This window comes from Allofranklinella schreckenbergeri, assembly GCF_003703475.1.
Classification (GTDB): domain Bacteria; phylum Pseudomonadota; class Gammaproteobacteria; order Burkholderiales; family Burkholderiaceae_C; genus Lampropedia; species Lampropedia schreckenbergeri.
The window spans coordinates 25,398-39,138 of sequence record NZ_RDQM01000008.1; the positions used below are offsets into that span (position 1 = coordinate 25,398).

Annotated in this window: 11 protein-coding genes; 6 read left to right on the forward strand and 5 right to left on the reverse strand. The window is 65.7% G+C overall.

Annotated features, from left to right (window positions below):
- The first annotated feature begins 4 nt into the window (after positions 1-4).
- Both pheT and EBQ26_RS07350 read left to right on the forward strand, forming a co-directional pair.
- Positions 5-2,488 carry a phenylalanine--tRNA ligase subunit beta gene (gene pheT / locus EBQ26_RS07345; protein WP_122238469.1) on the forward strand — a complete coding sequence of 828 codons (2,484 nt, stop codon included), beginning with the start codon at positions 5-7 and terminating at the stop codon, positions 2,486-2,488.
- Positions 2,489-2,639: 151 nt separating this feature from the next.
- Positions 2,640-2,963, forward strand: coding sequence for an integration host factor subunit alpha (locus tag EBQ26_RS07350; protein WP_122238372.1), 324 nt, complete (start codon positions 2,640-2,642; stop codon positions 2,961-2,963).
- A gap of 38 nt (positions 2,964-3,001) precedes the next feature.
- On the opposite strand, the gene EBQ26_RS12680 is transcribed toward EBQ26_RS07350, so the two are convergent.
- Positions 3,002-3,241 (reverse strand): hypothetical protein, encoded by a 240-nt coding sequence (locus EBQ26_RS12680; RefSeq protein ID WP_147474025.1) that lies wholly within the window; start codon positions 3,239-3,241, stop codon positions 3,002-3,004.
- A 91-nt stretch (positions 3,242-3,332) separates the two neighbouring features.
- Here EBQ26_RS12680 and EBQ26_RS07360 point away from each other — a divergent pair, with 91 nt between their 5' ends.
- Positions 3,333-5,372 (forward strand): acetyl-CoA carboxylase biotin carboxylase subunit, encoded by a 2,040-nt coding sequence (locus tag EBQ26_RS07360; protein WP_122238374.1) that lies wholly within the window; start codon positions 3,333-3,335, stop codon positions 5,370-5,372.
- A 245-nt stretch (positions 5,373-5,617) separates the two neighbouring features.
- Positions 5,618-6,124: a phosphatidylglycerophosphatase A family protein gene (locus EBQ26_RS07365; RefSeq protein WP_122238375.1), complete on the forward strand. Its 507-nt coding sequence runs from the start codon at positions 5,618-5,620 to the stop codon at positions 6,122-6,124.
- A gap of 12 nt (positions 6,125-6,136) precedes the next feature.
- Here EBQ26_RS07365 and EBQ26_RS07370 read toward each other — a convergent pair whose 3' ends face one another.
- From EBQ26_RS07370 to EBQ26_RS07385, 4 genes are all read right to left on the reverse strand, one after another.
- Entirely contained in the window at positions 6,137-6,535 is a 399-nt protein-coding gene (locus EBQ26_RS07370) for a pyrimidine dimer DNA glycosylase/endonuclease V (protein ID WP_122238376.1), read from the reverse strand.
- Positions 6,536-6,609: 74 nt separating this feature from the next.
- Positions 6,610-7,422, reverse strand: coding sequence for a DUF4126 domain-containing protein (locus tag EBQ26_RS07375; RefSeq protein WP_122238377.1), 813 nt, complete (start codon positions 7,420-7,422; stop codon positions 6,610-6,612).
- A 313-nt stretch (positions 7,423-7,735) separates the two neighbouring features.
- Positions 7,736-8,035, reverse strand: coding sequence for a 30S ribosomal protein S20 (gene rpsT / locus EBQ26_RS07380; RefSeq protein ID WP_122238378.1), 300 nt, complete (start codon positions 8,033-8,035; stop codon positions 7,736-7,738).
- 164 nt (positions 8,036-8,199) lie between these two features.
- Positions 8,200-9,837, reverse strand: coding sequence for a glycerol-3-phosphate dehydrogenase/oxidase (locus EBQ26_RS07385; protein WP_122238379.1), 1,638 nt, complete (start codon positions 9,835-9,837; stop codon positions 8,200-8,202).
- A 214-nt stretch (positions 9,838-10,051) separates the two neighbouring features.
- Between EBQ26_RS07385 and EBQ26_RS07390 the strand changes: the two genes are divergently transcribed.
- Together EBQ26_RS07390 and EBQ26_RS07395 are read left to right on the forward strand one after the other, a co-directional pair.
- Positions 10,052-11,335 (forward strand): hypothetical protein, encoded by a 1,284-nt coding sequence (locus tag EBQ26_RS07390; protein WP_238944224.1) that lies wholly within the window; start codon positions 10,052-10,054, stop codon positions 11,333-11,335.
- A gap of 194 nt (positions 11,336-11,529) precedes the next feature.
- Entirely contained in the window at positions 11,530-13,680 is a 2,151-nt protein-coding gene (locus EBQ26_RS07395) for a TonB-dependent receptor domain-containing protein (protein WP_122238380.1), read from the forward strand.
- Positions 13,681-13,741: the final 61 nt, after the last annotated feature.

The following is a 13,741-nucleotide window of genomic DNA, read 5'->3' on the forward strand; positions in this document are numbered from 1 at the left end:
CACCATGCAATTCCCAGAATCCTGGCTGCGCGCCTTCTGCAACCCGCCTTTGAACACCGAGCAACTGGCCGAGACCCTGACCATGGGCGGCTTCGAGGTGGAGGAGATCCGCCCGGCCGCGCCGCCGTTTGGCGGCATCGTCATCGGCGAGATCAAGGAGGCCGTGCAACACCCCGATGCCGATCGCCTGCGCGTCTGCCAGGTAGACGTGGGCGCGGCGGGCGATGGCGCGCTGCTGAACATCGTCTGCGGCGCGCCCAATGCGCGCGTGGGCATCAAGGTGCCCTGCGCCATGGTCGGCGCCGAGCTGCCGCCGGGCGAGGATGGCAAGCCCTTCAAGATCAAGGTCGGCAAGCTGCGCGGCGTGCAAAGCTTTGGCATGCTGTGCTCGGCGCGCGAGCTGGGCATTTCCGACGAGCACGGCGGCCTGCTGGAGCTGCCCGCCGATGCCCCCGTGGGCCAGAACGTGCGCGAGTACCTGCGCCTGGACGATGCGCTGCTGACCATCAAGCTCACGCCCAATCTGGCGCACGGCCTGAGCGTGTACGGCATCGCGCGCGAGCTGGCCGCGTTGACCGGCGCGCCGCTGCACACACCAGCCATCCCCGCCGTGCCCGCCACCATGAGCGAAACCCTGCCCGTGCAGGTGCAGGCTGCCGATCTGTGCGGGCGCTTCTCCGGCCGCATCGTCAAGGGCGTCAACCCCCAGGCCACCACCCCGGCGTGGATGGTCGAGCAACTCGCGCGCTGCGGCCAGCGCAGCGTCTCGCCGCTGGTGGACATTTCCAACTACGTCATGTTCGAGTACGGCCAGCCCAGCCACATCTTCGATCTGGACAAGATCGAGGGCGGCCTGCACGTGCGCTGGGCCCGCGCGGGCGAAAGCCTGGAGCTGCTCAACGGCAACACCGTCGCGCTGGATGAGCAGGTGGGCGTCATCGCCGATGAGCGCCAGGTCGAATCGCTGGCGGGCATCATGGGCGGCAACGCCACCGCCGTGGGCGATGCCACGCGCAACATCTACATCGAAGCGGCCTTCTGGCATCCCGAGGCCATCCAGGGCCGCTCGCGGCGCTTGAACTTCGCCACCGATGCCGGCCACCGCTTCGAGCGCGGCGTGGACCCCAGCCGCACGGTAGAAATCATCGAGCGCATCACCGCCCTGGTACTGGAGATCTGCGGCACGCCGCACACCCAGGTAGGCCCCATCGACGACCAGCGCCTGCGCCTGCCCGAGGCGCGCCCCATCGAGCTGCGCGTGGCGCGCGCCGCCAAGGTCATCGGCATGGCCATCAGCGCCCAGCAGTGCGAGGAGGTCTTTGCCCGCCTGGGCCTGCCCTGCGAGCGCGTGGCCCATGCCGAAGGCGAAGTGCTGCGCGTCACCGCCCCGCCCTACCGCTTTGACCTGGCCATCGAGGCCGATCTGATCGAGGAAGTCGCCCGCATCATCGGCTTCAACCAATTGCCCGATACCGCGCCGCTGGCGCCCATCGTCGCGCAAGCCCCCAGCGAAACCCAGCGCGGCCAATTCGCCGTGCGCCGCCTGCTGGCGGGCCTGGGTTATCAGGAAACCATCAACTTCAGCTTCGTGCAAGAGAGCTGGGAGCGCGACCTGGCTGGCAACGCCAACCCCATCCGCCTGCTCAACCCCATCGCCGCGCCCATGAGCGTGATGCGCTCCAGCCTGCTGGGCTCGCTGCTGAGCGTGCTCAAGTTCAACCTGGACCGCAAAGCCAGCCGCGTGCGCCTGTTTGAAGTCGGCCGCGTCTTTGCGCGCGATGCCAGCGTGACCACCAGCGAGGCCAGCGTACAAGGCGTGCACCAGCCCCTGCGCGTGGCCGGCATCGCCTATGGCGACGCCGCTGGCCGCCAATGGGGCCAGACCGAGCGCCGCGTGGATTTCTACGACCTCAAGGGCGACGTGCAAGCCCTGCTGGCACCTGCTCAGGCCGAATTCATCCCCTGCGAACACCCTGCGCTGCACCCCGGCCGCAGCGCCCAGGTGCTGCTGGACGGCCAGCCCATTGGCGTGCTGGGCGAACTGCATCCCCAATGGCGTCAGCAATGGGAGCTGCCGCACGCGCCCATGCTGTTCGAGCTGGATTGGCAGGCCGTGCTGGCGCGCCAGTTGCCCAAGGCCCGGCCCGTGCCCAAGCACCAGCCCATTGAGCGCGACATCGCCATCGTCGTGGCCGAGGGCATCGGCTTCGCGCAGGTACAAGAAGCCATTGGCGGCGCGAGCGCCCAAGCGACTGCCCAAACGGCTGCCCAGCTCTCTGACGTGCTGCTGTTCGACGTCTATCGCCCCGCCCCCGGCCAAGCCAGCGCCGCTGGCACAGGCGGCGTAGCCCAGGGCGAGAAAAGCCTGGCGATACGCCTGCGCTTTGACAGCCACGGCGCTGCGCTGACCGATACCGATATCGATGCCGCCATCGACGCCATCGTGCAAAAGCTGCAAGCCAGCACCGGCGCGCGCCTGCGCGGCTAACTGCACGACGAACGCCTGGCAAGCGTGGCTGCCACACGCACCACACGCGGCAAGCGTGTCGCCCGGCAGGCTGTGGCGCTTATCATTCGCCCGCCTGCCATCCCACCCTTTTCGGCCCTTTCCGGCCTTTAGCCCCTCAGCCGAGCGCCCCATGACCGAACTCGCCATCGACATCGATCGCTTCGAGCCAGCCTCGTTGACCAAAGCCCAGCTTGCCGACCTGCTCTACGAGCGCATTGGCCTTTCCAAGCGGGAATCCAAAGACATCGTGGATGCGTTTTTCGATCTGATCGCCCGTCGCCTGATTGAAGGTGAAAGCGTGCGCATCTCCGGCTTTGGCAACTTCCAGGTCCGCTCCAAAGCCCCCCGCCCCGGGCGCAACCCCCGCACCGGCGAAGCCATCCCCATCGAAGCACGCCGCGTCGTCACCTTTCACGCCAGCAACAAGCTCAAGGACAAGGTGCAACAGGTTTGAGGGCCTGCAAGGCGTAAAGCGCACCAAATAATTACCAATCAAAAGAACAAAAATACCATGCTTTCGGCATGGTGGCAAACAAGTCGATTTTCTTTTGATTTGAAAACCTTGTTGAGCGCAAAACCTCCCGCGCCCCTCTGGCCCACATGCATGCTGCTGCGCCCAAGCGCCTGCGCATCGCCCCAGCCAACCCCGCCCAGCGCCGCGCCAAGTCGCCATTCTTGCCAATCAAGGCCCCTGGCATCCTTGGCTTGAAAAACAAATGCCCATCGGGCCAAAGAGCAGCCGAAACTTCAGGCACCGCCGGAGAGCGCCCGCGACGCGCATATGCGTTCCGCTGCCCGGCTGATGCCTAGGAGACTCCACACCATGTTCAGCAAAATCCTGATCGCCAACCGCGGCGAAATCGCCTGCCGCGTCGCCGCCACCGCCCATCGTCTGGGCGTCAAAACCGTGGCCGTGTATTCCGACGCCGACGCCAAGGCCAAGCACGTGCAAGTGTGCGACGAGGCCGTACATCTGGGCGGCAACACACCCAAAGAGAGCTACCTGCAATGGCAGCGCATCATCGATGCCGCCAAGGCCACGGGCGCACAAGCCATCCACCCCGGCTACGGCTTTTTGAGCGAGAACGAGGAATTCGCCCAGGCTTGCGCCGATAACAGCCTGGTCTTTATCGGCCCGCCCGCCAGCGCCATCTCCGCCATGGGCCTGAAAGCCGAATCCAAACGCCTGATGGAAAAAGCGGGCGTGCCCTTGGTGCCCGGCTACCACGGCGCCGACCAGGATGAAGCCCTGCTCCAGCACGAGGCCGATCGCATCGGCTACCCCGTGCTCATCAAGGCCAGCGCCGGCGGCGGCGGCAAGGGTATGCGCATCGTGGAAAAAGCCGAGGACTTCGCCGCCGCGCTGCAATCGTGCAAGCGCGAGGCCATCAATAGCTTTGGCGATGACAACGTGCTGGTCGAAAAATACGTGCAGCGCCCGCGCCACATTGAAATCCAGGTCTTTGCCGACACGCAAGGCAACGTGGTGTACCTGTTCGAGCGCGACTGCTCCGTGCAGCGCCGCCACCAGAAGGTGCTGGAAGAAGCGCCCGCCCCCGGCATGACCGACACCCTGCGCCAGCAAATGGGGCTGGCCGCCGTCAACGCCGCGCGCGCCGTGGGCTACGTGGGCGCGGGCACGGTGGAATTCATCGTCGAGCAGCCCGGCGGCTACGACAAGCCCGAGGACATGAAGTTCTACTTCATGGAGATGAACACCCGCCTGCAAGTCGAGCACCCCGTCACCGAGGCCATCACCGGCCTGGATCTGGTCGAATGGCAACTGCGCGTGGCCGCAGGCGAAGCGCTGCCGAAAAAGCAGCAGGAGCTGCACCTCAACGGCCACGCCATTGAGGCGCGCATCAACGCCGAAAACCCCGACAACGACTTCCTGCCCGCCACCGGCACGCTGCACTTCTACCGCAAGCCCGCCTCCAGCAGCTTTGCCGTCAGCGAAGTGCGCGTGGACGACGGCGTGCGCGAGGGCGACGCCATCAGCCCGTTCTACGACTCCATGATCGCCAAGCTCATCGTGCACGGCGAAACGCGCGAGCAAGCCCTGGCGCGGCTCGATGAAGCCCTCTCGCAGCTGCACATCGTCGGCTTGCCCAACAACGTGCAATTCCTGCGCCGCGCCATCAAGACCGAATCCTTCGCCCAGGCCAAGCTCGACACCGCCCTGATCCAGCGCGAGGCCGCCCAACTCTTTGGCCAAAGCGCCTGGCCCGTGGAATACACCGTGGCCGCCGCCGTGGCCGACATGCTGCACAAAGAAGAAGCCAGCCCCGAGCGCGACCCCTTCGCCCAGCGCGACGGCTGGCGCGGCTGGGGCGTGGCCAAGCGCTTCTTCCTCTTTGCCAAGGGCGAAGCCAAGCTGGACGCCACCATCAGCTACCTCAACGACGGCAGCCTGCACCTGAGCATCCGCCCGCACGGCGACTACAAAGCCGCGCCGCTGCGCGAAGGCCTTGTGGAATTTGCCCCCGTACCCGACAGCGATGCGCTGGAAGTGCAGTTCGCCCAGCGCAGCGCGCGCCTGTCCATCTACCGCAACGGCGGCGCCGTGGAAGTGTTCTCCGCGCGCGGGCACGACAGCATCACCTGGATCGACCCGCTGGCCCAGGGCGAAGACCAAGGCGCTGACGGCGCCCTCACCGCGCCCATGCCCGGCAAAGTCGTTTCTTTTGCCGTGCAAGTGGGCGACGTGGTGAAAAAAGGCCAGCCGCTGGCCGTGATGGAAGCCATGAAAATGGAACACACCATCGCCGCCCCGCGCGACGGCAAAGTGGCCGAGCTGCTGTTCGCCCCTGGCGATCAGGTCATGGACGGCGCCGAACTGCTGCGCCTGGAAGCCAGCGCTTGAGCCACCCCAAAACAACCAATCAATAAGAAAACAAACCCATTACCCAACATGCCAAAAAGGCATATTTTTGTTTCTTTTTGAATTGAAAAATTCCACCTTGATGAGAGCCTGTTGAGCGCCTGGAAAGCCAAACAGGCTCTCGGAAACAAGAAACAACCCCTTCGCGGCAGGGCTTCACGCCCTGCCGTTTTTTTTTGGGCAGCTTGCCCCTCCACTGCCTCCAACCCGCTTCACAATCGGTGCTTATGACTGCGCGCACACGACTTCCCCTCCGCTTTCTCAAGCACCCCGCCCATGCCATCGCCCTGGGCATGGGCAGCGGGCTTAGCCGCTTTGCCCCCGGCACCGTCGGCACGCTGTGGGCCTGGCTGCTCTACAAGCTCGTCCTGGAGCGCTTGAGCGATCCGGCCATGGCGCTGTGGCTCATCCTCGCCTGCGTGGTGGGTTGGTGGGCCTGCAAGCGCACGATGGAGAGCCTGCAAAGCGCCGACCCCGGCTGCATCGTCTGGGACGAAATGCTGGCCTTTTGGCTGGTGCTCTGGCTGCTCGCCCCCGCCAGTTGGGGGCTGGAGTTGCTGGCCTTTGCGCTGTTTCGCTTTTTCGATGCGGCCAAACCCCAGCCCGTGCGCTGGGCCGATCAATATTTCAAAAGCATGGGCTGGCGCGGCGCCTGGGGCGTGTTGTGGGACGACCTCATCGCCGCCGCCTGCACTTTGCTGGTGCTGGCCTGTTGGCTGCGCCTGTTTGACTGAAGCGCAAACGCCTCAAATATCCGCATCGGCTGCTTTGTGCGGCGTAAACCGCGCCTTGGCTGGCATGCGCTCGGCGATGCGCGCGCGGTTAAGCGCCAGCGCTTGCGCGGTCGGCTCGTAGTCCTGCCACAGGCTTTGCGTCGTCGGCAAGTTGTCGGGCCAGATGTGGCTGACGTTGAAGCCGCGCCGCAGGCATTCCTGGTGCAGCGCCTCGTAGCGCCTGTGCAAAAACGCCAGCTTGTCAAAGAAAAAGCGCACGTGACCCTCGCCCAGCTTGTAATCGGCGGGCTGGCCAGCCAGGCTAAAACGGCCTTTGGCAACGGCGTTGGGGATGCGGGTGAGTTCGCGGTGCTCGGCCAGCAAATGCTGGTCGCACAGCTCGGCGGGGGGAACGAGGTTGATACGGGTCATCTACGCCTGCGCGCGGAAAAGGGTCAAAAGAGTCTTGTGCAATGCATGCTCATTGGGGGGCCGGTGTAGCTCTCTCAGTCTTTGCGCACAGGCAGCGCAGGCACGCTTTGAGCCGCTGGCTCTGCCCGCCCCAACCAGCCGCGCAGGCGCTGCCACGCCACCCGCAGAAAGCGCCACAGCAGCCACGTCATCGCCCACATCAGCAACACGGCCATCACCAGCACGATCGTGAATGTGAAGGGATCGACCAGCGCCAGCCAGACGGCCCCCAGGCTCAGGCCGTCTTCGGCCAGGCTGGCGCCAAGATTGGAAAACGGCTCGGGCGAGGTGTTAATGGCCGCGCGCGAGGTCGTCTTGGCCGCCTGGCTGGTGGCTGCCAGCGTGCCGCCCATCAGCGCCGCCACCATGGCCATGGAGGCGTTGTCCGCCCCGAATACCGCCGCCGCCAGCGCCGCCCCCGCAGGCACGCGGACGACGCTTTGCAGCAAATCCCACAGCGAATCCAGGCCGGGAATCTTGTCGGCAAAAAACTCCATGAACAACAAAATGCCGCTGAAAAACAGCACCACCGGGCTTTGCAGCACGCCCAGCGCCCCCGGCAGTGCCAGCCAATCCATCGCGCCCGCCAAGCCCAGCGCAAACACCACGGCGTACAGGCGCAAGCCGCTGGCCCAGCCCAGCGCGGCGGCCAGGGCCAGCAAATGGCTCATGTCCATGCCGCCCAGCGCCTGACCGACCTGCTCAATCTGCTGCCCGACCTGGGCTGTGGCGTCCTGCAACGCCTGGCCATCAATGTGAATACCCGCGCCGTGCAAGCCATCGACGATGCGCTGGGCGACCGTGGCATCGGCAGCGGGGGGAGGGTTGGCAGCGGCGGTGGTGCTCATGGATTCACTCCATTTCCAAAATGTCCAAAATCAAACGGCGCAATATTGCTGCCCGCCATTGTGCCGGTGGAGCGCAGCTGTGCAGGGGACAAAGCGCTGCGTGCTGCTATTGCTCGCTGGGGTTGCGTGGCGGTGTTAAGTGCCGGACGCTGGACGGCAAAAAGCCGCTGGGGATTGCTCCCAAGCGGCTTTGCCTTGCAAACAGCGCACCCGGTTCAAACGGCGGGCCTTGCTACGGCGTATGGCGGTAGGGCTGGCCCGTGCTGAGGGGTTGTAACGAAAAAGGGATGAGTCAAGCGCTCAAAAACTGCGATCAAGCAGCGGCTTTCACCAAAGCATTGATCTTGGCGCACAGGCGGCTCTTGTCGCGTGCGGCTTTGTTCTTGTGGAAGATGCCTTTGTCGGCCACGCTGTCGATCACGCTCTGGGCCTTGGCGAAGGCTTCGGTGGCCTTGTCTTTGTCGCCAGCGGCTACGGCTTTCTCAACGTTCTTGACAAAGGTGCGGTATTTGGAACGCAGCGAGGTGTTGGCAGCGTTCAGGGCCACGTTCTGGCGGGCGCGTTTGCGGCCAGAGGCCAGACGGGGGTTTTTCTTGGCGGGTTTGGTTGCCATGGTGGAGGTTTCCTAAAAGTCTGTGGATGTTGTTTGCAAAGCCGGGCATTATAGCGCGCCAGAAACACCTTGTTTTACAAATCAAAGGAAAATAAATAATGCCATTTCGGCAATATTTGCAATACTCCAATTTTCCCTTGATTGAAGTGAAGGCATTTCAGGCGTCAACCCGCGTCGGCGTACTGCTGGGCCAGTTGCTGGAACACGGCCGCGTCCACACTGTGGCCGAGTTCTTCGCCCATGATCTGGGCCACGCGCGGCGCCAGCGCGGCGGCGGCTTTGGCGTCGAGAAACAGCAGGCGGCTGCGGCGCGCCAGCACATCTTCCACGCTGCGCGCGTATTCGTGGCGCACGGCGTAGCGCACCATGGCTTCGCTCAACTGGTGGGCGGGCGATAGCTCGACGTCGCTGCCTTGCAGTGTGCGCACGTAATCGGCTTCGCTGCCATAGACGGCCAGGCCCGGCACGCTGTGCAGGCTGCTTTGCGGCATGGCGGCCGCTTGCATTGCGCCTTCGCGCGGTTGCGGGCTGCCCACCAGGGGCAAATGGCGTGTTTGGCTGGGCGGCAGCTTGGCCGGCAGCACGCCTGCCAGTTGGGCGTGGCGGATCACGTCTTCCGCCATGGCGCGGTAAGTCGTCCATTTGCCGCCTGTGACGGTCACCATGCCGGAGGCGGAGGTGTGGATGGTGTGCTCGCGGCTGAGCGTTTTGGTGCTGCTGCCGTCAGCGGCCACGGGGCGCACCAGCGGGCGCATGCCCGCCCAACTGCTGCGCACGTCTTCCAGCTTGGGCGGCTGGGCCAGGTAGCGCGCGGCCTCCTGGAGGATGAAGCCGATTTCCTCGGCTTGCGGGCGCGGCTCCAGCGGCAAATCGCTGCGGGCGCGGTCGGTTGTGCCCAGAATCACGCTGCCCAGCCAGGGCACGGCAAACAACACGCGGCCATCGCGCGTCTTGGGTACCAGCAGCGCGTGTTCGCCAGGCCAGAACTGCCGATCCACCACGATGTGCGTGCCCTGGCTGGGGCTGACCATCGGGGGCACGGCGGCGCTGCCTTGGCGGCCGGCTTCGTCGAGCTGGCGCAGTGCATCCACCCACACCCCGGTGGCGTTGATGACGCACGTGGCCTGGATGGCAAAACGGGCATGGGTTTCCTGATCCACCACTTCCGCGCCGCACACGCGGCCATCGCTGGCGTGCAAAAGCTGCTCCACGCGCAAATAGTTCAGCACCTGCGCGCCGTGCTGGGCGGCGGTGCGCGCCAGCGCCAGCGCCAGGCGCGCGTCGTCAAACTGACCATCCCAATACAGCACGCCGCCGCGCAAGCCCTGCGCCAGGACGTTGGGCGCCAGCGCCTGCACCCGCTCGCGCGACAGGCATTGCGTCGCCCCCAGGCCGTCGCGCCCGGCCAGGGCGTCGTACATGCGCAGGCCGGTGCCGTAAAACGGGGTTTCCCACAGTTTGTAGGAGGGCATGATGAACGGCAGCCGCTGGGCCAAATGCGGCGCGTTTTCCAGCAAAGCGGCGCGCTCGTGCAGCGCTTCGCGCACCAGGGCCACATTGCCTTGCGCCAGGTAGCGCACACCGCCATGCACCAGCTTGGTGGCGCGCGAGGAGGTGCCTTTGGCGAAGTCGTGCGCCTCCACCAGCGCCACCGACAGCCCGCGCGTGACGGCATCCAGCGCCACGCCCAGGCCGGTTGCCCCGCCGCCAATCACCAGCACGTCAAAGGCGGGCGTATCGGCCAAACGCCGCAGCAATTGCGGCCTTTGGGTGGGCAAAGGGGCTTGGGAGGCAAGGGTCATGACAGAGGTGAAAAGTGAAAAAAATCCATCGGCAATTGTGCCCGACTTGGCCTGGCCGAATGCGCTCGCAGATCAGGCTTTTGCGCATCGAAAATTGCCCCGGAAAATTGTAACTTTGATAACGATATATCGATCAAGGCGTATACTCGCGCCCTTTTCCCCATTGGCACAACCTGTGGGCACACCTTGTGCACACCACGAAAGGAATCACACCATGCAAACCTCTGCTGTCTGGAAATGGAGCGCGCTGGCTCTGGCTTGTTCGGCCATCTTGGCTGGCTGTGGCGGCGGCAGCAGCGATGTGGACGACGATCACGACCACTCCCACATCCATATCGACACCAAAGGCCGCCTGGTCGTGCTGGAGGCAGGCAGCCCGCAGGTGCATGTGGTCGATCTGGATCGCAAAAGCGTGATGCAAAGCTACACGGCCGATCACGTCCCCTCCGCGGTGTACGCCAGCCCCGGCCAGCGTTACGCCTTGCTGATGCAACGCGCGCAAAACCAGGTGCAAGTCGTCGATGGCGGCATCTGGCAGGAGGACCACGGCAACCACATGCACGATTACATGCAGCCGCCAGCGCTGCTGGCCACGCGGCTGACGGGCGTGCGCCCCACCCATTACGAATCGCACGCGGGCCAGGCCGCAATCTTCTTTGACGGCAACCAGGAGACAGGCGACAAAGCCGCAGTGGCCGTCATCAGCGATGCCAGCCTGGGCAAAGGCCAGGCGGGCGCGACCCTGGCGCGCCAGGGGCTGGATGCGCCCATGCACGGCACGGCTGAGCCGCGCGGCGACTATCTGCTGACCACCTGGCGCGCCGCCGATGCCCAGTCCACACTGCCCAGCCAGGTCGAGCTGTACCACCGCCACGACGACCACTATCACGTGGAAAAACGCTTTGACGCGCAATGCCCCGGCCTGCACGGCAGCTATTCCAACGCCCAGTACAGCGCCTTTGGTTGCAGCGATGGCGTGCTGGTCGTGCAGCAAAACGGCGATCAGTTCACGGCCAAGAAGATCGCCAACCCCGCCGACATGGGCGAGAAAACCCGCATCGGCGCCTTGCTCGGCCACGCCCATTACGGCAAGTTCGTGGGCATTGCCGGGGCCGAGAATTTCTTTGAAGTCGATCCCGCTGCGGGCACCATCACACGCATTCAGTGGGCCGAAGGCCGCAAGCGCCGCGCGCACGCCATTGATGCCGAAGGCAAAAACCTGCTGATTCTTGACGACCAGGGCACGCTGCACATCCTCAGCGTGGGAAGCTGGCGCAAGCGCGCCCAGATCCCCGGCGTGATTGCCAACATGCCCACCAAGGCGCCCTACCCGGCTTTTGCCATCAGCGCAGCCGACGACGATGCCTGGCTGAGCGACCCGCAGGGCAAGCGCCTGCTGTCCATCGACATCGACGACGCCAAGATTGAAGGCAGCATCCCCGTGAACTTCACCCCCACAGGCATGACCTGGCTGGGGCTGCGCAAGCACACGCACTAACCCCTCAGCGCCTGTTCACGGCCTCGTCGCAAGCCAAGCGGCGCCCCGCCTTGTGCGGCGGCGCCGTTTTTACGCCTTCAAACCCTTTTATTACAAATCAATAAGAAACAAAATACCCTTGTTTAGGCATGATAGAAAATGCCATCAATTTACACTGATTTGTAACATAACCAAAACCCAACACCCACGCCCCCATGTCCCGCCGCTACACAACCTCCCCTCGCTCCGCCTCCCCTGCCCTGCATGCCCTGGCCTGGGCTTGCCTGGCCTGCTGCGCCCCGCAGGCGCTGGCCCAGGCCCAGACGCCCGCCACGCTCGATGAAGTGCGCGTCAGCGCCAGCGCGCTGGATATTCCCGTGAGCGAATCGGCCACGCCCGTTGAACTGCTCGATGCCGATGCCCTGCTGCACCGCCGCGCAGCCACCCTGGGCGACACGCTCGAAGGCTTGCCCGGCGTGCGCAACAACCACTACGGCGCGGGCGCGGGCCGGCCCGTCATCCGTGGCGCGGATTCGGCCCGCGTGCGCATCCTCTCCGACGGCAGCGAAGTGCAAGACGCCTCCACCTCCAGCCCCGACCACGCCGTGGGCCTGGAGCCCATGCTCGCCAGCGAAGTGGAAATCCTGCGCGGCCCTTCCACCTTGCTTTACGGCGGCGGCATCACCGGCGGCGTCGTCAACGTGCGCGACCAGCGCGTCCCCCAGGCTCTGCCCGCTGGCGGGCACGAAGGCCGCATTGAGCTGCGCAAAGCCAGCAACGGGCGCGAAGGCACGGGCCTGTTCGCCCTCACCGGCGGCGCAGGCCCCATCGCCTTGCACGTCGAGGGGCTGAAACGCTCGGCAGACGCCTACCGCCCCGGCAGCGGCTGGAGCCAGCGTGTGGTGGAAGGCTCGGACAACCGCACCTGGCATGGCAGCCTGGGGGCCTCCTTCATCCACGAGCGGGGCTTTATCGGCCTGGCCTACAGCCGCCTGCGCAGCCAGTACGGCCTGCCCGGCCACAGCCACGACTATGAGGACTGCCACCCCCACGGCAACCATTTGCACTGCGGCAGCCACGGCGAGGCCGACCACGGGCACGGCAGCCACCCGCACGAGTCCACCCCGCCCGGCTGCCACTGGCATGGCGACCACCTGCACTGCCCCGGCGGCGGGCACGGTGAAGAAGGGCACATCGCCCTGGTCGATATGGACACCGCCCGCTGGGATTTGCGCGGCCAATGGCGCGATCCGCTGCCCGGCTTTACCAGCGCCCGCCTGCGCGCGGGCCTGACCGACTACCGCCACGACGAAATCGATCACGGCGTCATCGGCACCACCTTCAACAACCAGGCCCATGACGCCCGCCTGGAGCTGGAGCACCAAAGCCTGGCCATCGGCGCGGGGCAACTGCGCGGCCTCATCGGCATGCAGCACGGACGGCGCGAGTTCAGCGCCGTCGGGCAGGAAGCCTACGTCGAGCCGACCGACACCCGCACCCGCGCCCTTTTCGGCTTGCAGGAATACCGCCTGGGCGACTGGCGGCTGCAGTGGAGCGGCCGCTACGAATGGCAAACCGCCCGCCTGCAAGGCCAGCGCCGCCACGGCACCGTCCGCCACCACATGGGCTCGCTCTCGGCCGGGCTGAGCTGGGGCTTTGCGCCCGGGCATGTGCTGGCGCTCTCGGCCTCGCGCTCCGAACGTGCGCCCACGGCGGAAGAACTCTTTGCCAGCGGCATCCACCTGGCCTCCAACACCTGGGAGCGGGGCAACCCGCGCCTGCGCGCCGAGCGCTCGCACAACCTCGATCTGGCCGTGCGCAAAACCAGCGGCGCGCTGCGCTACGAAGTCAGCGGCTTTTACAACCGCATTCACGACTACATCTACGCGCGCACCACCGACCGGCATGAAAACTTCCGCCTCATCGACTACCGCCAGCGCAACGCCATCTTCCGCGGGCTGGAGGCGCGCCTGAGCTGGCAAGCCCACGCCCAATGGCGACTGGGCATTTCGGGCGACGTGGTGCGCGCACGCTTTGTGCGCGGCGGCGCCGTGCCGCGCGTGCCCTCGCACCGCCTGGGGCTGGATGCGCACTGGAGCGCCGGCCCCTGGAGCGCCAGCGCCCAGTGGTACCGCAACTTCGCCCAAACCCGCATCGCCGCCCACGAAACACCCACGCGCGCCTACAACATGCTCAACCTGCGCCTGGCCTGGCAGCAACGCCTGGGCGCCCACGCCAGCTACCAGCTCTACGCCAGCGTGGACAACGCGCTGAACCAACTGGCCTTCAACCACCCCTCGTTCGTGAAAGAAGCCTCCCCCCTGCGCGGACGGCAGTTCACCGCCGGGCTGCGGGTGGCGTTTTAAGAGCGCTTCAAGCACACTCCCAAAGCCTGTGGCCGCAGCGCGCCCTTTGCCCGCTGCGGCC

Coding starts and splice junctions, on each gene's coding strand:
- pheT (WP_122238469.1), top strand. CDS start 5: ATGCAATTCCCAGAATCCTGGCTGCGCGCCTTCTGCAACCCGCCTTTG.
- EBQ26_RS07350 (WP_122238372.1), top strand. CDS start 2,640: ATGACCGAACTCGCCATCGACATCGATCGCTTCGAGCCAGCCTCGTTG.
- EBQ26_RS07360 (WP_122238374.1), top strand. CDS start 3,333: ATGTTCAGCAAAATCCTGATCGCCAACCGCGGCGAAATCGCCTGCCGC.
- EBQ26_RS07365 (WP_122238375.1), top strand. CDS start 5,618: ATGACTGCGCGCACACGACTTCCCCTCCGCTTTCTCAAGCACCCCGCC.
- EBQ26_RS07370 (WP_122238376.1), bottom strand. CDS start 6,535: ATGACCCGTATCAACCTCGTTCCCCCCGCCGAGCTGTGCGACCAGCAT.
- EBQ26_RS07375 (WP_122238377.1), bottom strand. CDS start 7,422: ATGAGCACCACCGCCGCTGCCAACCCTCCCCCCGCTGCCGATGCCACG.
- rpsT (WP_122238378.1), bottom strand. CDS start 8,035: ATGGCAACCAAACCCGCCAAGAAAAACCCCCGTCTGGCCTCTGGCCGC.
- EBQ26_RS07385 (WP_122238379.1), bottom strand. CDS start 9,837: ATGACCCTTGCCTCCCAAGCCCCTTTGCCCACCCAAAGGCCGCAATTG.
- EBQ26_RS07390 (WP_238944224.1), top strand. CDS start 10,052: ATGCAAACCTCTGCTGTCTGGAAATGGAGCGCGCTGGCTCTGGCTTGT.
- EBQ26_RS07395 (WP_122238380.1), top strand. CDS start 11,530: ATGTCCCGCCGCTACACAACCTCCCCTCGCTCCGCCTCCCCTGCCCTG.